We start from the raw sequence: 18650 nt of genomic DNA on the forward strand, positions 1-18650 counted from the left end.
AGAACTTATCGGATACAAAAAACGTTTTTTAGGAGGATTCACCATGCCTTTAGTTTCTATGAAAGAAATGCTAAACAAAGCACTAGAAGGAAAATACGCAGTTGGTCAATTCAACATGAACAACTTAGAGTGGACTCAAGCTATCTTAGCTGCTGCGGAAGAAGAAAAATCTCCTGTAATCCTAGGTGTATCTGAGGGTGCAGCTCGTCATATGACTGGTTTCAAAACAGTTGTAGCTATGGTTAAAGCTTTAATCGAAGAAATGAACATCACTGTTCCTGTAGCGATTCACCTTGACCATGGTTCAAGCTTCGAAAAATGTAAAGAAGCAATTGATGCAGGTTTCACATCTGTAATGATCGACGCTTCTCACCACCCATTCGAAGAAAACGTTGAAACTACTAAACAAGTAGTAGAATACGCACACGCTCGTAACGTATCTGTTGAAGCTGAGCTTGGAACAGTTGGCGGACAAGAAGACGACGTAATCGCTGAAGGCGTAATTTACGCTGACCCAGCAGAGTGTAAGCACCTTGTTGAAGCAACAGGTATCGATTGCCTAGCTCCAGCTTTAGGTTCTGTACACGGTCCTTACAAAGGTGAGCCTAACTTAGGATTCGCTGAAATGGAACAAGTTCGTGACTTCACTGGCGTACCTTTAGTATTACATGGTGGTACTGGTATCCCAACTGCTGATATCGAAAAAGCTATCTCTTTAGGTACTTCAAAAATCAACGTAAACACTGAGAACCAAATCGAGTTTACAAAAGCTGTTCGTGAAGTATTAAACAAAGACCAAGAAGTTTACGATCCTCGTAAATTTATCGGACCTGGCCGCGACGCTATCAAAGCAACTGTTATTGGTAAAATTCGCGAATTCGGTTCTAACGGTAAAGCGTAAGAATAAAATTCCGTTTTGGAAACCGTCTAGTCTTTTAGACGGTTTCCTTTCGTTGTATAATGAAAGCGTGAACAAGTCTAAAGATTTTATCATTTTTGGTTTTTAAATAGAAAATAATGTGCATAGTCCTATTAATAAATGTGATAACGTATCTAAATTGATAAAGTAAATTCGATGAATAGTTGATCTTTATCTATTCGTGCTACAGGAGAAATGAAGATAATGGTTTCCTATTTATTGAGTTTTGGGATGGAAAGAGTAATTGAGATTCTTAAGGGGAGCTTTCTATAAAAAGATAGAAAGTAAATACATTCACAAGAAGGGAGCTCAATATGGAAAAATTGCTAATTGAAGGCGGAAGAGCTTTAAATGGAACAATTCGAGTAAGTGGTGCAAAGAACAGTGCCGTTGCATTAATTCCAGCGACAATTTTAGCAGATACTCCAGTAACTATTGGTGGTGTCCCTAATATTTCGGACGTGAAAATGTTAGGAGACTTACTAGAGGAAATTGGAGGGAAAGTAACTTATGGACAGGAGGAAGAGATGGTAGTCGATCCTTCTAACATGGTTGCAATGCCTTTGCCAAATGGAAAAGTGAAAAAATTGCGCGCTTCTTATTATTTAATGGGTGCAATGCTTGGCCGTTTTAAAAAAGCTGTTATTGGGCTTCCGGGTGGATGTCATTTAGGACCGAGGCCGATTGATCAGCATATTAAAGGGTTTGAAGCGCTAGGTGCACATGTTACGAATGAACAAGGTGCCATCTATTTAAGAGCAGATGAGCTACGCGGGGCACGTATTTATTTAGATGTTGTTAGTGTAGGAGCTACGATTAATATTATGCTAGCAGCTGTACGAGCGAAAGGTAGAACTGTTATTGAAAATGCAGCGAAAGAGCCTGAGATCATTGATGTAGCTACATTGTTAACAAGCATGGGAGCACGTATTAAAGGTGCTGGTACTGACGTAATCCGAATAGATGGTGTTGACTCTTTACATGGTTGTCACCATACTATCATCCCAGATCGTATTGAAGCTGGTACGTATATGATTCTAGGAGCTGCATCAGGAGGAGAAGTAACGGTTGATAACGTTATTCCTCAGCATTTAGAATCAGTTACTGCAAAGCTAAGAGAAGCTGGTGTTCAAGTTGAAACGAACGATGATCAAATTACGGTAAACGGTAATAGAAAGTTAAAAGTAGTTGATATCAAAACGCTTGTATATCCAGGTTTTCCAACGGATTTACAACAGCCGTTTACGACGCTTTTAACAAAGGCACACGGGACGGGAGTTGTAACAGATACAATTTACGGTGCCCGTTTTAAACACATTGATGAATTACGTCGTATGAATGCTCAAATTAAAGTAGAGGGTCGTTCGGCAATTGTAACTGGTCCTGTGTTACTGCAAGGTGCAAAAGTGAAGGCGAGTGATTTACGAGCAGGAGCGGCACTTGTTATTGCAGGGTTAATGGCAGATGGAATTACAGAAGTAACAGGACTTGAGCATATTGATCGAGGTTATGAGAATATAGTGGACAAGCTTAAAGGGCTTGGTGCAAACATTTGGCGAGAACAAATGACAAAGCAAGAAATTGAAGAAATGAAGAACGCATAAGTGATACTTCCGCAAGGGGGAAGCGAAGCATCACTACTTGCGGAAGTACACTTTATAGAAAAACACGGTTCACAAAATACGGCAGAAATATAAAGGCTTAAAGGAGAGGGATTATCGTGGAAAGAAGTTTATCTATGGAGTTAGTACGTGTAACAGAGGCTGCAGCTTTATCATCAGCGCGTTGGATGGGGCGCGGGAAAAAGGATGAGGCAGACGGTGCAGCAACATCAGCTATGCGTGATGTATTTGATACAATTCCGATGAAAGGTACAGTTGTAATTGGTGAAGGTGAGATGGATGAAGCACCAATGCTATATATCGGAGAGAAATTAGGTACAGGATATGGACCACGTGTAGACGTTGCGGTTGATCCTTTAGAAGGGACAAACATCGTAGCAGCTGGTGGCTGGAATGCTCTTGCTGTCATTGCAATTGCAGACCACGGTAATTTGTTACATGCCCCTGACATGTACATGGATAAAATCGCGGTTGGCCCAGAAGCAGTTGGGGCGGTCGACATTGATGCGCCTATTATTGATAACTTACGTGCAGTTGCGAAAGCGAAAAATAAAGATATTGAAGATGTTGTAGCGACAGTTTTAAATCGTCCACGTCATCAAGAAATTATTGAAGAAATTCGTAAAGCTGGTGCGCGCATTAAATTGATTAATGATGGAGATGTAGCTGGAGCGATTAATACAGCGTTTGATCGTACAGGTGTAGATATTTTATTTGGATCTGGTGGAGCACCTGAAGGTGTATTAGCAGCAGTTGCTTTAAAATGTTTAGGTGGAGAAATTCACGGAAAACTATTGCCACAAAACGAAGCTGAATTAGCACGTTGTAAAAAAATGGGCATAGAAGACATTAATCGTATCCTTCGCATGGAGGACTTAGTAAAAGGTGACGATGCAATCTTTGCAGCAACAGGCGTAACAGATGGAGAACTATTACGCGGTGTTCAATTTAAAGGTAGCGTAGGAACAACGCAATCCCTTGTTATGCGCGCAAAATCAGGCACAGTTCGCTTCGTAGATGGTCGTCATAGCTTAAATAAAAAACCGAACTTGGTTATTAAGTAAAAGGTGGAAGCGGCTCGCTCAGAATCGCAGGAAACTTTCAACTCTCGACCTTGAAGCGCTCTTTGCTTCGAGTGAGAGAGTAAAATGACCGGAGCTGGATTAAATAAAAAGCGTAAGCAGCTCCTTCAGAAAGGTTAAAATGGTCGATCTTTCTAACTATCGGAGCTGGAACTAAATTAAATAAGAAGCGAAGACAAATTTTCTTGTCTTCGCTTCTTGTATTTGTGTTCCAACGTATTGATTAAAACTAGATAAAAGGGTTACAATAGTGAATATTACCCTACTTGAACTTATTGCCTTTCATTATTAATTATTTGCCTTCCGTATTTTTTCCCTTTACCCATGAAAAAAGAGAATAACGTTAAAGTGTGGTGTCTGAATGAATTTGTCAATTGCAGCATTAGAAAACATGAAATTAAAAGAGTTATACGAGCTTGCGAAAGAATTTAAGATTTCGTATTATAGCAAGTTAACGAAAAAAGAGCTGATTTTTTCTATTTTGAAAGCTCGAGCAGAAAAAGAAGGTTTCTTTTTCATGGAAGGCGTATTAGAAATTATTCAATCAGAAGGATTTGGATTCCTACGTCCTATCAACTATTCTCCAAGCTCAGAAGATATTTATATCTCAGCTTCGCAAATTCGTCGTTTCGATTTACGTAATGGAGATAAGGTTTCTGGTAAAGTACGACCTCCGAAAGAAAATGAACGCTATTTTGGGTTATTACAAGTTGAAGCTGTAAACGGAGATGATCCAGATTCAGCAAAAGAGCGTGTGCATTTCCCTGCATTAACACCATTATACCCAGATCGCCAAATGAAATTGGAAACGGAACCGAAAAAGTTACCGACACGCATCATGGATTTAATCGCACCAGTTGGATTTGGACAACGTGGTTTAATTGTTGCGCCTCCAAAGGCTGGTAAAACAAGTCTATTAAAAGAAATCGCGCACAGTGTTACAACAAATCATCCGGAAGCAGAACTAATTGTACTTTTAATTGATGAGCGTCCAGAGGAAGTAACAGACATTGAACGTTCTGTTAAAGGAGATGTTGTAAGTTCTACTTTTGATGAAGTACCAGAAAATCATATTAAAGTAGCTGAGCTTGTGTTAGAACGTGCGATGCGTCTTGTAGAGCACAAGAAAGATGTTATCATTTTAATGGATAGTATTACCCGTTTAGCTCGAGCTTACAACCTCGTTATTCCACCAAGTGGTAGAACATTATCAGGTGGTATCGATCCAGCTGCCTTCCATAGACCGAAGCGTTTCTTTGGAGCTGCACGTAATATTGAAGAAGGCGGTAGCTTAACAATTTTAGCAACAGCCCTTGTTGATACAGGATCACGTATGGACGATGTTATTTACGAGGAATTTAAAGGAACTGGAAATATGGAACTTCACTTAGATCGTTCATTAGCTGAACGTCGTATCTTCCCAGCGATTGATATTCGTCGTTCTGGTACACGTAAAGAAGATCTATTAATTCCAAAAGAACATTTAGACAAGTTATGGGGCATTCGTAAGACAATGCGTGATACACCAGACTTTGTTGAAAGTTTCTTACGTAAGCTTCGTCAAACGAAGACAAATGAAGAGTTTTTACAAAACATTGTTGCAGACTCGAAAAGGTATGTAACAACTAAGTAAAGGGAAAAAATCAAGACTCGCTTATTTTATAGTAAGCGAGTTTTTTATGCTGTTTAGGTGATATTAAAGAGAGAAATAAGTGAAAGAACCTGAGTTAGTCAGAGCTGGATGAGCTCCCTCCAGCGGCTAGAATGGTCGGTGGCTTCGCGTCTTCCTACAAGGTAAAAAGCACCTCTACGTCAGAAGCTCCATCCCCTCCCATTCTGAACGAGCCGCTTCTGCTTTTAAATTGTATCTAGTTCCGACGGCTAGCTCTTCGTGTCTAAGAACCTCTCGCCCTAAAGGTAAAAAGCACCTTTAGGGCGAGAGAACCTTAGCCGGTCAGAGCTAAACGAGCCGTCTACACTTTTAATTTCAAAAGACAAAAACAGGTAGTTGCAAAATGAAGTTAGCCTTGTTATAATTTCATCATATGTGTTTCATCAATATAGTTGTGTATGCAGCTGAAGATGAAAAACTCTGTTTCGAAAATGATTCAGGGCGGAAGGAGATGAAAAGAATGAAAGCAGGAATTCACCCAGATTACAAGAAAGTTGTATTCATGGACACAAACACAGGCTTCAAATTCTTAAGCGGATCTACTAAAGGATCTAACGAAACTGTTGAGTGGGAAGATGGTAACACTTATCCATTACTAAAAGTTGAGATCAGTTCTGATTCTCACCCATTCTACACTGGACGTCAGAAGTTTGCTACTGCAGACGGACGCGTTGACCGCTTCAATAAGAAATACGGTCTTAAGTAATAAAAACATAAAACAGGCAAGTGTATGTATTCGCTTGTCTGTTTTTTTTGCGAAAATATTATACCTTTACCCTACTTTTAACTGAAAAGTAGATGAAAGGAGAGCTTCATGTACTTAATAAATCAAAATGGCTGGATTGAAGTGATTTGCGGTAGTATGTTTTCTGGCAAGTCAGAAGAGCTAATCCGCCGTGTGCGCCGTACGCAATTTGCAAAACAACATGCAATTGTATTTAAACCATGTATTGATAATCGATATAGTGAAGAAGATGTTGTATCACATAACGGATTAAAGGTAAAAGCAGTTCCTGTTTCAGCTTCAAAGGATATATTTGAACATATTACAGAAGAGCTGGATGTTATTGCAATCGATGAGGTGCAATTTTTTGATGGGGACATTGTGGAAGTGGTGCAAGTATTGGCAAATCGTGGCTATCGTGTCATTGTAGCTGGTTTAGACCAAGATTTCCGTGGTCTACCATTTGGACAAGTTCCTCAGCTGATGGCGATTGCTGAACATGTGACAAAACTACAAGCAGTATGTTCTGTATGTGGATCTCCAGCAAGTCGTACACAACGATTAATTGATGGAGAACCAGCGGCATTTGATGATCCAATTATTTTAGTTGGAGCTTCAGAATCGTATGAACCACGTTGTCGTCATTGTCATGCAGTACCTGCAAACAAAGATAAGTAAAACTCGCTGCGCAAGGCGGGTTTTTTTCAAAATAGAGAGAATGAGCGGTGTGAGCCGCTTGCGCTTTTAAATATATCTAGTTCCGGTGGCTAGCTCTTCGCATCTAAGAACCTTCCGCCCGAAAGGTAAAAAGCACCTTTAGGTCGAAAGAACCTTAGTTGGTCAGAGCTGAAAGAGCCACCGCCACTTTTAAATATATTATCTAGCTCCAGCGGCTAGAATCTCCGGCCATTTCGCTCTCTCGCTCGAAGCAAAAAGCGCTTCAAGGTCGAGAGCTCCAATGGCCTGCGATTCTGAGCGAGCCGCTTACGCTTTTAAATATAATTTGCGTTTTTTTGAGTAAGTACCATATACTATTTGTATTAGATACTAGGATGTAGAGGTGAATGATGTGTTAGATCGTTTGCAAGCTGTAGAAAATCGTTATGAGAAGTTAAATGAATTGTTAAGTGATCCAGCGATTATTAGTGATTCAAATAAGCTTCGTGAATATTCAAAGGAACAGTCTGATATACAGGAAACGGTAGAGGTGTATCGTGAGTATAAGGATGTTCGTGAGCAATTAAAAGATGCGAAAGCAATGTTAGAAGATAAGTTAGACGCAGAAATGCGTGAAATGGTAAAAGAAGAAGTTTCTGAGTTAGAATCACAAGATAAAACATTATCAGAGCGTCTGAAAATTTTACTTGTTCCAAAAGACCCTAATGATGATAAGAACGTTATCGTTGAGGTTCGTGGAGCTGCTGGTGGAGACGAGGCAGCTTTATTTGCTGGTGACTTATACCGTATGTATAGCCGTTACGCTGAGGTACAGGGCTGGAAAACGGAGATTATTGAGGCTAGCTATACAGAGTTAGGTGGATATAAAGAGATTATCTTTATGATTAATGGTAAAGGTGCTTTCGCGAAGCTGAAATTCGAGAATGGTGCTCACCGTGTACAACGTGTTCCTGAAACGGAATCTGGTGGACGTATTCATACATCTACAGCAACTGTAGCTGTATTACCAGAGGCAGAAGAAGTAGAAATTGATATTCATGAGAAAGATGTTCGTGTTGATACATTCGCTTCTAGTGGACCTGGTGGACAGAGCGTTAATACAACGATGTCAGCGGTGCGTTTAACGCATTTACCGACTGGTGTAGTTGTATCTTGTCAGGATGAGAAATCACAGATCAAGAATAAAGAAAAAGCGATGAAAGTATTACGCGCACGTGTTTATGATAAGTTTAGACAAGAAGCGCAAGCTGAGTATGATCAAAACCGTAAACAAGCTGTTGGTACGGGAGATCGTTCAGAGCGTATTCGTACGTATAACTTCCCGCAAAACCGTGTTACAGACCATCGAATCGGTTTAACGATTCAAAAGCTAGATCAAATCTTACAAGGTAAGTTAGATGATTTCATCAATGCCTTAGTGATGGAAGATCAGGCTCAAAAGATGGAGGCAGCTGAGTAATGCGTGTCTATGAAGCCCTGAAATGGGCTTCTTCTTTTTTACAGGAAAATGGACGAGATGAAAATGCGGGAGAAATTGTCCTTTGTCATGTATTAAAGGTGAACAGAACAGGATTACTTATGAATATGCGTGAAGAAATAACTGAGGAACAAGAGAAAAGCTTTACGGAGTTTATCCATAAGCATGTAGAAGGTATTCCTATTCAATATATGATTGGTTATGAAATATTTTATGGACGGTCTTTCTTTGTGAATGAAGAAGTATTAATACCAAGGCCGGAAACAGAAGAGCTTATAGTGGGAGTATTAGAAAGAATCGAGCGCCATTTTGGTGATGAGAAACTATATGTAGCAGATATAGGTACAGGTAGTGGAGCGATTTCTATTACGCTTGCTTTAGAAAATAAAAATCTTCATGTGTATACAGTAGATATTGCACAAGAGTCGATTGAAGTTGCAAAAGAAAATGCAAAAGCTTTAGGTGCAGAAGTAACGTTCTATCACGGTGATTTATTGTCACCATTTCATAAAACGGGTCAAAAGCTAGATGTTGTTGTTTCAAATCCTCCATATATACCGGAAGAGGATTGGCGTGGTCTTTCTCCTGTTGTGAAAGAGCATGAGCCGAAGAGAGCACTTGTTGGTGGTGAAGACGGATTAGATTTCTATCGCCGTTTTATGGAAGAATTGCCGAATGTGTTGCAGAAGAAAGCGATTGTGGCGTTTGAAATTGGAGTAGGACAAGGTGAGGATGTAAAAAGATTGTTACAACAAGCTTTTCCACATGCTCATGTTGAGGTTGTTTTCGATATTAACGGAAAAGATCGTATGGTATTTGCAGAGATGGAGTAAGGTTCACACCTTACTCTATTTTTTTGTGGGAAAATTCATATAGATTTTGAATTTAATAGTTTAGAAAGATGAAAGTCTGTCCACACTGTTTGTAGAAGGGACGGTGGAGGAAATGAAAAAACAAGTTATTGCTTATCTTCTTATACTATTAATTGGTGCACAGTTACTTGTGCAGTTTGGATATATGAAAGCTGATGCGAAAGGGCCTTCAGTTATTCCGAAAGAGGCCGTTCGATTACGAATTTTAGCAAATAGTGATTCAGATAAAGACCAGGCATTGAAGCGTAAAGTGCGTGATGAAGTAAAAGCACAAATTGATGGATGGGTAGCGGATTTAACTTCATTTGAAGAGGCACGCAAAGTAATTCAAAGTCATATTCCAGAAATCGAGAAAACGGTGGAAAATACGTTAAAAAGAGAGGGAAGTAAAGAATCATTTCAAGTGAAATTTAGTAAGAATGTAAAGTTTCCTACAAAGGTATATGGGAATTTTATTTATCCGGCAGGGGAATATGAAGCAGTCTTAATTACAATTGGGGAAGGTGAAGGGGCGAACTGGTGGTGTGTATTATTTCCACCGATGTGTTTCTTAGATTTTTCGAGCGGGACAGCTGTAAGAAAAGAAGAGCACGTTGTGAAGGCGGAATCTCCTGAAGAGGAGCAAGTAAAACAAATAGATAATGAAGAAGTAGTAAATGTAGAAGAGAAAAAAGAGGATGAGGTAAAAGAAACGAAAGTTGTAAAACAGGAAGTAGTAAAAAAAGTAACATCTTCTGAAAAGAAAGTAGTAAAAAATGAAACAAAAGTCGAAGAGCAGCCTGTAAGTAAAGAAGAAACAAAAAATGTGGAAAAAGTGGAGAAACCTGTGGAGAAAAAACAAGAACAGCAAAACGAGTATGTAAAAGTAGAAGAGGAAGAAGAAAAGCCAGAAGTTAAATTGTTTATTGTAGAAGCTTTTACATCTTTATTCTCTAAATAGTACTATTAATAAATCCCTCCTCATATATAAAAATGAGGAGGGATTTATTATGAAGAAAGTGTATTTTGCTACGAAAGCAGATGTGGAAAGATTACATTCTTTTTTCGGACAAGCTAATAAAAAAGATGATAAAATAAATGAGTTGTACGCACAATTTATGATTTTGGAAGAGGCGGAAGAAATACGAGCTGTAATTGGTTATGAACAAAGTGGGGAAGATGTACTTATTCGTTCTTGTTTATTCACACCTCATGTGGATAAACAGACTTTCTTATATTTTTTTGAAATGTTTTTGCAGTATATGAAAGAAAAAAGTGTTCAACAATTGTACTTACTAACAAATCATCCACAATCTGTACCGATCTTTCAGTTCTTTGACTTTTTTACTATAGAAAAGGATGAGGTTCCAGAGGGAATTCAACAGCTAGAACATTTTTGTAAAAATATAAAAGAGCAGAATGCAATAATACTAAATTGTCAGCTATTCACAAAGTTATCCACGGATTAATTAGGTTTATCCACATTTTGTGGATAAACCTTGTTTGTCTTTTGGATAAATCTCATAGTAAACTAAAAATAGACAAGTATTTAAGGCTAGAAAAGGACGTGGAAAAAAATGCATACAAATATGTGGGTTGTGGATAATGTTGTGGAAAGAAAAAAATATTATCCACAGTTACAAGAAGCAGCAAAATTATTAAGAGAAAATGAGGCGGTTGCTTTCCCTACGGAAACAGTATATGGGTTAGGGGCAAACGCGATGGATGATGAAGCAATCGCGAAAATTTTCGAAGCGAAAGGAAGACCGAGTGATAATCCACTCATTGTCCACATAGGTACAAAATCTCAGTTAGATGGGATTGTGAAAGAAATTCCACCAGTTGCAGAGAAGTTAATGGCACATTTTTGGCCAGGACCATTAACAATTATTTTGCCGAGAAAAGAAGGAATTTCAGAGAAGGTGACGGCAGGACTTAATACGGTTGGAGTAAGAATGCCTGATCATCCAATTGCACTTGCTCTTATTGAAGAGGCGAATGTACCTGTTGCGGCACCAAGTGCGAATCGTTCAGGGCGTCCAAGTCCAACATTAGCTTCTCACGTATATGAAGATTTGAATGGGAAGATTGCAGGTATTGTTGATGGTGGTGCAACTGGAGTAGGTGTTGAATCAACTGTAATTGATTGTACAAGCACGGTTCCAACAATATTACGTCCAGGTGGGATTACGAAAGAACAATTAGAAGCGGTGATAGGTACTGTTTCTTTAGATCCAGCTTTAAAGGATGAGAAGGAAAAACCGAAATCGCCTGGAATGAAATACACACATTATGCGCCGAAAGCACCACTTAGTATTGTCGAGGGCTCACGTGAGTTTATTCAGCATCTTGTGGATGAGAAAAAGAAAGAAGGATTTAAAGTAGGCGTATTAACGACAGAAGAGTATCAGCATGTATATAGTGCAGATGTTATATTATCTTGTGGTGTTAGAAGTGACTTAGCTAGCGTTGCGACTAAATTATATGATGTACTTAGAACATTTGATGCAAGTGAAGTGGATGTTATTTTTAGTGAGTCATTCCCTAATGAAGGAATAGGGAATGCAATTATGAATCGTTTAACAAAAGCGGCAGGACATCATATTATTATTGAATGATAAGGTAAGATTAGCAAACAGAATATTTCTCCTTGGATAAGCATATTGTGAAGTAGCACGTCCAAGGAGGGGCATGAATGACGTTTGAACAGCTAATACCTTTAATAATTATGGCATTCGCCTTAGGGATGGATGCGTTCTCGGTGAGTCTTGGTATGGGGATGATGCCCCTAAAGTTAAGACAAATCCTGTATATTGGTATGACGATAGGGATATTTCATATTATTATGCCGTTTATAGGAATGGTACTAGGTCGTTTTTTATCAGAGAAATATGGAGATATCGCACATTTTGCGGGTGCTATTTTATTAATCGGACTAGGGTTTTATATCGTATATTCGACCATTTTACAAAATGAAGAGACTAGAACTGCCCCTATTGGAATTAGTTTATTCGTATTTGCATTTGGCGTCAGTATAGATAGTTTCTCAGTAGGGCTTAGTCTTGGTATTTATGGGGCACAGACAATTATTACGATTTTACTTTTTGGATTTGTTAGCATGTTATTAGCGTGGATTGGTTTATTAATTGGGAGACATGCGAAAGATATGCTCGGTACATACGGTGAGATAGTAGGTGGTATCATTTTGGTTGGGTTTGGATTATATATCCTTTTTCCTATATAATTTTATGTAGGAGGGAATTATGAACAAGCTATTGGAATGGTATGTTAAATTTTTAAACTTCTTTCCTCGATGGCTAAGAAGACTTATAATTTGGGGTATTATTTTGCAAATTTCGATGTTAGGTTGGATTAAGTTAATTCGTGAATGGTGAGATAGTTCCTTTCTGTGAATATTTTGTTTGTACTATATTTATTACGCTAAAAATTACAGATATAGAAAGGATGAGATGAATGACGAGATTGAAGCAAGTTTTTGGTATTATTATTAGTTTTTTTGTTTTTTGGTTTAGTATGCTCGGTGTACAAATGTTTGCTGAGTTTTTAGATATTGAGTCATTGAAATTTGTTGCGGGAAAGACTGAGGCGGCGCGTGCTTTTTACTCTCCGTACCCGTTTTTAATTGTTTTTCTTATTACATTGCTTTCCCTATACTTCTTCGTAATTAAGCTAGGGAAGCCGAAAAAAGAGAAAATGCCTACTTTAGAGGAAAAGAAGGAAGAATTACAATGATAAAATCCCCTGCTAAAAAGCAGGGGATTTTATATTTGAGTGATGGGAGGAATCTAGCTGCCTCCGCTTTTAGATGTTATCCAGCTCCAGCGGCTAGAATGGTCGGTGGCTTCGCGTCTTCCTACGAGGTAAAAAGCACCTTTTGTGCGAGAGAACCTTAGCTGGTCAGAGCTAAACGGGCCACTTCCACTTTTAGATATTATCCAGCTTCAGCGGCTAGAATCTCCGGTCATTTCGCTCTCTCGCATGAAGCAAAAAGCGCTTCAAGGTCGAGAGCTCCAGTGCCCTGCGATTCTGAGCGAGCCGCTTCCACTTTTAGATTGGCCTAACTAATTCAAATTGTTCTCCTAATTTTGCATAGTTGTGTCCTGCTAGGCGGCTTATTGGTTTGAGTCCTTCTGCGTGAATGCGCCCTTTTTCATATAGATGTTCGGCAACGTGGAAACGAACGACGCGTCCAATTAGTAGATCACAAGCTGGTGAGTCTTCCGTTCCGCCAAGTGGAATTGCACGTTCTAATACGCATTCCATTCGAATATTTGCTTCTTTTACACCTGGAACAGAGATGACTTCACTTTCGATTGGTGTTAGTTTTGCTAGTTCAATTTCACTTTCATTTGGCGGGAGGTTAGCTGCTGTTTCGTTAATTGCTGCTACATATGATTCGTCAGAAATATGTACGACAAATTCTCCTTTTTCAATTGCGTTTCGGGAAGTGTCCTTTCTTTCTCCTGCTTTTCGTTGTACAGATACTGAGATAAGTGGTGGATTAGCAGCGACAATATTGAAATAACTATATGGTGCTCCGTTTAGTACACCTTCTTTTGTTACAGAAGTAACGAATGCGACAGGACGAGGGATGATACTTCCGGTAAGTAATTTGTAATTATCTTTTTCAGTTTGTTCATTTGGATTAATGGATAACATGCTTGTAATCCCCTTTCTAAATATGAATACTTATTGTTTGTTTACAAGATAACGATGAGAAAATCCTGCTGGAAATAATATTTTGTTTCATAAAAAGAACTTACTTCAATTGTAATGAAGTAAGTTCTTTTTCAAGAATCTCAAATTTGAGATAAAAATTAAAGTAAGACGTATGCGCCAGGTCCAATTAAAGCTACACCAACAGCGACAGCGATTAACATTAAGTTATATTCATATCCGTTTTGTGTTACCCAGTAACCATTTTTTCCGTGAACAGTGAAGATAGCCATTAACATTGTTCCAACGATAAATAATGAACCAACTACAATGAAAATACCTGATGCGAATAAGAAACCACCTAGTAATTCAGTTGCGCCAGCCATAAATGCCATAAATACACCAGGACGTAAACCGATTGACTCCATCCAGCCACCTGTTCCTTTTAAACCGTAACCGCCGAACCAACCAAATAATTTTTGAGCGCCATGACCCATGAATGTAATTCCTATAATAAGACGAATAATAAGTAGACCGAAATCCATCATTTTTAAAACCTCCTAAAAGTTATTAACTTACCTTACGTAAGTAATAATAAAATAGTTACTTACTATAGTCAAGTGGATTTTGAAAAAAGTTTGAATTAAATTTTACAAATTAACAACAAAAAATAAAATGTAGTAAAGACCTCTAGACAAGTTGGGCAAAAAAAGAGAAAATATAAATAGAAGTTAACTTCTTATTGTTATTCAGACAATCAGAATTGACTGGAATTTTGTGAAGCGCTACAATAAGAGTCTATTAGTAATGACATAATTTATTTCGAAAGCGTTTTTACAGTATAATATTCGAAGTATGAAGTCTTACATGTATCCCGAGTTTTACTAGGGATTGCCCTATAAACTTTTAGGTAAATTATAAGGAGGACTATCCTATGTTTAAAAAATTATTCGGTCTTGGTTCAAAAACAAATGAAGAAACAATCGTAGCTCCATTAACTGGAGCAGTGAAAAATATTGAAGAAGTACCAGATCCAGTATTTGCTGGTCGTATGATGGGTGACGGTGTTGCAATTGATCCTACTGAAGGTGTAGTTGTATCTCCAGTTGATGGTGAAATCGTACAATTATTCCACACAAAACATGCTATCGGAATTAAAGCGAAAAACGGTACAGAAATTTTAATCCACGTTGGATTAGAAACTGTAAAAATGGAAGGTGAAGGTTTCGAAGCTCACGTTTCTGAAGGCCAAGCTGTAAAAGCTGGAGATAAATTAATCTCATTCGACTTAGAATTAATCCGTGAAAAAGCGAAAAGCACAATTACTCCAATTGTTATTACAAACACAGATGCAGCTGAGTCTATTAAGACAACTGTAGGCGTAGCAGCTACAAAAGGTTCAACAGAAGTAATGAAAGTTACAATGAAATAATTGCAATATAAGAGGAATCCGTTTCGTATGAAATGGATTCCTTATTTTTGTTGCGTGTTCAGTATGTATGTTAAAATACTCTAGGCACTTGGAAATAGGGTTTCACATATATGTGGATAAGGCGCATTTTTCTTAGAAAAAATATAAGAGAAATGCGCCTTTTGTATATTCACATTTCTTTTGTTCTATTCTAATGTAAGTTATGATGAATGATAAGAAATCGAATATAGGGGTGGGTTTGAATGAAACGAGTGTTATTTGTTTGTACTGGCAATACATGTCGTAGTCCAATGGCTGAGGCGTTGCTTCGTCATCACGGAGGAGATAAGTTTGAAGTGCAATCTGCTGGTGTTTTCGCCTATCCTGGGAGCGATGCATCGGTACATGCGAAGGAAGCTTTAGCTGAAAAAGGAATTTCAATTGATCATGCGGCGCAGCAAGTAAATGAAACTTTGCTTGATTGGGCTGATATTGTCGTAACGATGACAGAAAACCATAAGCAAATTGTACTTGGGCATTATCCGAGCGTTGAAAAGAAATTAAATACGTTATATGGATTAACTGAAGGTATAGGCAAGGACATTTCAGATCCATTTGGAGGCTCGCTTTCTATTTATAAAGAAACGTTAGATGAGATGGAAAAACTTGTACAAACTTTACTGAAAAAACATTCAGTAGGTTGATGTTTCGTGTATAATACGATATTGGAGATCACTTCTTCCTATATGAGGTAGCGAGTGTGAAATGAAGATAATTGATTGAAACTTTGGAGGGGTAAAAATGAAAGTAGTAATAGCATCTGATCACGGCGGTATGAATATCCGCAAAGAACTTGTAAATTTATTAGAAGAGTTAAATATTGAATATATTGATTTAGGTTGTGAATGTGAAGCTGGTTCTGTTGATTACCCTGACTTTGCGTTTCCAGCAGCTGAAATGGTAGCGAATGGTGAAGTAGATCGTGGTATCTTAGTTTGTGGGACAGGCATTGGTATGTCAATCGCAGCAAACAAAGTAAATGGTATCCGTTGTGCGTTAGTTCATGATACTTTCAGCGCGAAAGCGACGAGAGAGCATAATGACACTAACATGCTAGCAATGGGCGAGCGTGTAATTGGTGCTGGTCTAGCGCGTGATATCGCGAAAATCTGGTTAACAACTGATTATGAAGGTGGTCGTCACGAAAACCGCGTAGGAAAAATTAAAACATACGAAACAAAGTAATAGATTCTAACTATCAGTAGTGTGAAATATAATTTGGTGAACCAACCTGTGAAAGGAAGAGGCGTAATGACAGAAATCGTAAAGGTAAGAGAACAGCTACAAATGTCGCTTTCTGATTTCCAAGAACAAGCTTCATTACAAAGCGGTCAAATTTTTGTAGTGGGTTGTAGCACGAGCGAAGTGCTAGGCGAAAGAATTGGAACATCAGGAACGATGGAAGTAGCAGAGGCGATTTTCTCTGAGTTAAAACAATTTCAAGAGCAAACAGGTATTGAATTAGCGTTTCAATGTTGTGAGCATTTAAACCGTGCTTTAGTAGTTGAGAGAGAAGTAGCGATAAAATATCAATTTGAAATTGTAACAGTTACGCCTGTTAGATCAGCAGGTGGTGCATTGGGGACATATGCGTATCACAATTTGAAAGATCCGGTAGTAGTTGAGTTTATTAAAGCTGATGCAGGAATGGATATTGGTGATACATTTATCGGTATGCATTTAAAGCATGTAGCTGTTCCGGTTCGTACAAGTGTGAAGGAAATTGGAAGTGCGCATGTAACGATGGCCAAAACACGTGGAAAACTAATTGGTGGAGCACGTGCTGTCTATGCGGCAGTGGAAGAGACTACCACTTGCCGTTAAATATGAGAAATTAGAAAGTCATATAGTACCTGTTTATCATAAGGTAAAAGGTATGTTGTCTGACTTTATAATAGTAGAAAGAAAAGACCGATTTTCGGTCTTTTTTTTCTTTTATGATATAGAAAGTCATGTTAGAATGTAGTTGAAAACATGAAGGTTCGAAAGAATTACAACCTGAATTTTCGTTTTTTCTGAATAAATAAGAAAAAACTGTTGGGAATCGATGTAATTCGTTCAGAAAAGGGGGATTTTGGTGGATCATTTAAAACGTCAAGATGAAAAGGTATTTGCTGCAATTGAGGCAGAACTAGGAAGACAGCGTTCAAAGATTGAGTTAATTGCTTCGGAAAACTTTGTAAGTGAAGCAGTAATGGAGGCACAAGGTTCTGTTTTAACGAATAAGTATGCTGAAGGATATCCTGGAAAACGTTACTATGGTGGCTGTGAACACGTAGACGTAGTAGAAGATATCGCACGTGATCGCGTGAAAGAAATTTTCGGCGCAGAGCACGTAAATGTTCAACCACACTCTGGTGCACAAGCGAACATGGCAGTATACTTCACGATTTTAGAGCAAGGCGATACAGTACTTGGTATGAACTTATCTCATGGTGGTCACTTAACACACGGAAGCCCTGTTAACTTCAGTGGAGTACAATATAATTTCGTAGAATATGGCGTGGATGCTGACTCTCACCGTATTAATTACGATGATGTATTAGCAAAAGCGAAAGAACATAAACCAAAATTAATCGTTGCAGGTGCAAGTGCATACCCTCGTGTTATCGATTTCAAGCGATTCCGTGAGATTGCAGATGAAGTGGGCGCTTATTTAATGGTTGATATGGCACATATCGCAGGTTTAGTAGCTGCTGGTTTACATCCAAATCCAGTACCACATGCACATTTCGTTACAACGACAACACATAAAACGTTACGTGGTCCGCGTGGTGGTATGATTTTATGTGAAGAGCAATTTGCAAAACAAATTGATAAATCAATCTTCCCTGGTATTCAAGGTGGTCCACTTATGCACGTAATTGCTGCAAAAGCTGTTGCATTTGGTGAAGCACTTCAAGATGATTTCAAAACATATGCACAAAATATCATTAACAATGCGAACCGCTTAGCTGAAGGTCTTCAAAAAGAAGGACTTACACTTGTTTCTGGCGGAACAGACAATCACTTAATCTTGATTGATGTTCGTAACTTAGAAATCACAGGTAAAGTAGCAGAGCACGTATTAGATGAAGTTGGTATTACAGTGAACAAAAATACAATTCCATTTGAAACAGCAAGCCCATTTGTAACAAGTGGTGTACGTATCGGTACAGCAGCTGTAACATCTCGTGGTTTCGGTTTAGAAGAAATGGATGAAATTGCGTCACTTATTGCTTATACATTAAAAAATCATGAAAATGAAGCTGCGTTAGAAGAAGTACGTAAGCGTGTAGAAGCGTTAACTAGCAAATTCCCAATGTATCCAAATCTATAATAGATTGAAGAAGACTGCCGAGACTTAATTGTTTTGGCGGTCTTTTTTTTGGACATATATTATTTTTAAAGTATGTATACAAATGATGAATAAATTTTGGCGATATAATGAAGGATACAGCTCCCATAATTGGTAAAGATACTAGATAGATTCATTGT

General features: G+C 38.3%; 21 protein-coding genes. 19 read left to right on the plus strand and 2 right to left on the minus strand.

Features of this window, described 5'->3' with window-relative positions:
- The first annotated feature begins 43 nt into the window (after positions 1–43).
- The 14 genes from IQ781_RS16395 (at position 44) to IQ781_RS16455 (ending at position 12778) form a co-directional block, all read left to right on the plus strand.
- Positions 44–901: a class II fructose-bisphosphate aldolase gene (locus IQ781_RS16395; protein ID WP_001131855.1), complete on the plus strand. Its 858-nt coding sequence runs from the start codon at positions 44–46 to the stop codon at positions 899–901.
- Between the two features lie 332 nt (positions 902–1233).
- A complete protein-coding gene (murA, locus tag IQ781_RS16400; protein WP_000413254.1) occupies positions 1234–2523 on the plus strand; it encodes a UDP-N-acetylglucosamine 1-carboxyvinyltransferase in 1290 nt (429 codons plus the stop codon).
- 116 nt (positions 2524–2639) lie between these two features.
- Positions 2640–3605, plus strand: a complete 966-nt coding sequence (gene glpX / locus IQ781_RS16405) for a class II fructose-bisphosphatase (protein ID WP_000442340.1) — start codon at positions 2640–2642, stop codon at positions 3603–3605.
- A 379-nt stretch (positions 3606–3984) separates the two neighbouring features.
- Complete coding sequence (gene rho, locus IQ781_RS16410) at positions 3985–5256, plus strand: transcription termination factor Rho (protein WP_001053903.1); 1272 nt, start codon at positions 3985–3987, stop codon at positions 5254–5256.
- Positions 5257–5755: 499 nt separating this feature from the next.
- Complete coding sequence (locus IQ781_RS16415) at positions 5756–6001, plus strand: type B 50S ribosomal protein L31 (RefSeq protein WP_000643433.1); 246 nt, start codon at positions 5756–5758, stop codon at positions 5999–6001.
- A 108-nt stretch (positions 6002–6109) separates the two neighbouring features.
- Complete coding sequence (locus IQ781_RS16420; RefSeq protein ID WP_000280859.1) at positions 6110–6697, plus strand: thymidine kinase; 588 nt, start codon at positions 6110–6112, stop codon at positions 6695–6697.
- 391 nt (positions 6698–7088) lie between these two features.
- Positions 7089–8156 (plus strand): peptide chain release factor 1, encoded by a 1068-nt coding sequence (gene prfA, locus IQ781_RS16425; protein ID WP_000887064.1) that lies wholly within the window; start codon positions 7089–7091, stop codon positions 8154–8156.
- Complete coding sequence (gene prmC / locus IQ781_RS16430; RefSeq protein ID WP_050228901.1) at positions 8156–9007, plus strand: peptide chain release factor N(5)-glutamine methyltransferase; 852 nt, start codon at positions 8156–8158, stop codon at positions 9005–9007. The genes prfA and prmC overlap by 1 nt, the downstream gene beginning before the upstream one ends.
- A 112-nt stretch (positions 9008–9119) precedes the next feature.
- Positions 9120–9986 (plus strand): stage II sporulation protein R, encoded by an 867-nt coding sequence (gene spoIIR, locus IQ781_RS16435; RefSeq protein ID WP_050228903.1) that lies wholly within the window; start codon positions 9120–9122, stop codon positions 9984–9986.
- 49 nt (positions 9987–10035) lie between these two features.
- Complete coding sequence (locus tag IQ781_RS16440; RefSeq protein WP_000758437.1) at positions 10036–10494, plus strand: GNAT family N-acetyltransferase; 459 nt, start codon at positions 10036–10038, stop codon at positions 10492–10494.
- Between the two features lie 108 nt (positions 10495–10602).
- A complete protein-coding gene (locus tag IQ781_RS16445) occupies positions 10603–11643 on the plus strand; it encodes an L-threonylcarbamoyladenylate synthase (protein ID WP_000557353.1) in 1041 nt (346 codons plus the stop codon).
- 77 nt (positions 11644–11720) lie between these two features.
- Positions 11721–12269, plus strand: coding sequence for a manganese efflux pump MntP (locus IQ781_RS16450; protein WP_000142475.1), 549 nt, complete (start codon positions 11721–11723; stop codon positions 12267–12269).
- Between the two features lie 19 nt (positions 12270–12288).
- Entirely contained in the window at positions 12289–12420 is a 132-nt protein-coding gene (locus IQ781_RS28180) for a hypothetical protein (protein ID WP_256413595.1), read from the plus strand.
- 79 nt (positions 12421–12499) lie between these two features.
- On the plus strand, positions 12500–12778 hold the full coding sequence (locus IQ781_RS16455; protein ID WP_000197472.1) for a DUF3935 domain-containing protein: 279 nt from the start codon (positions 12500–12502) through the stop codon (positions 12776–12778).
- Positions 12779–13093: 315 nt separating this feature from the next.
- Here IQ781_RS16455 and IQ781_RS16460 read toward each other — a convergent pair whose 3' ends face one another.
- Positions 13094–13705 (minus strand): flavin reductase family protein, encoded by a 612-nt coding sequence (locus IQ781_RS16460; RefSeq protein WP_000949054.1) that lies wholly within the window; start codon positions 13703–13705, stop codon positions 13094–13096.
- A 158-nt stretch (positions 13706–13863) separates the two neighbouring features.
- Positions 13864–14250, minus strand: coding sequence for a DoxX family protein (locus tag IQ781_RS16465; protein WP_000968616.1), 387 nt, complete (start codon positions 14248–14250; stop codon positions 13864–13866).
- A gap of 386 nt (positions 14251–14636) precedes the next feature.
- Here IQ781_RS16465 and IQ781_RS16470 point away from each other — a divergent pair, with 386 nt between their 5' ends.
- The 5 genes from IQ781_RS16470 (at position 14637) to glyA (ending at position 18492) form a co-directional block, all read left to right on the plus strand.
- On the plus strand, positions 14637–15134 hold the full coding sequence (locus IQ781_RS16470; RefSeq protein WP_000473665.1) for a PTS sugar transporter subunit IIA: 498 nt from the start codon (positions 14637–14639) through the stop codon (positions 15132–15134).
- Between the two features lie 242 nt (positions 15135–15376).
- Positions 15377–15817 (plus strand): low molecular weight protein arginine phosphatase, encoded by a 441-nt coding sequence (locus tag IQ781_RS16475; protein ID WP_000832373.1) that lies wholly within the window; start codon positions 15377–15379, stop codon positions 15815–15817.
- 97 nt (positions 15818–15914) lie between these two features.
- Positions 15915–16358 (plus strand): ribose 5-phosphate isomerase B, encoded by a 444-nt coding sequence (rpiB, locus tag IQ781_RS16480; protein WP_000869538.1) that lies wholly within the window; start codon positions 15915–15917, stop codon positions 16356–16358.
- A 66-nt stretch (positions 16359–16424) separates the two neighbouring features.
- Entirely contained in the window at positions 16425–16997 is a 573-nt protein-coding gene (locus tag IQ781_RS16485) for a TIGR01440 family protein (protein WP_000136379.1), read from the plus strand.
- 253 nt (positions 16998–17250) lie between these two features.
- A complete protein-coding gene (gene glyA / locus IQ781_RS16490) occupies positions 17251–18492 on the plus strand; it encodes a serine hydroxymethyltransferase (RefSeq protein ID WP_000349806.1) in 1242 nt (413 codons plus the stop codon).
- Positions 18493–18650 lie beyond the last annotated feature (158 nt).

Source organism: Bacillus sp. N447-1, from assembly GCF_022701035.1.
Lineage (GTDB): Bacteria > Bacillota > Bacilli > Bacillales > Bacillaceae_G > Bacillus_A > Bacillus_A cereus.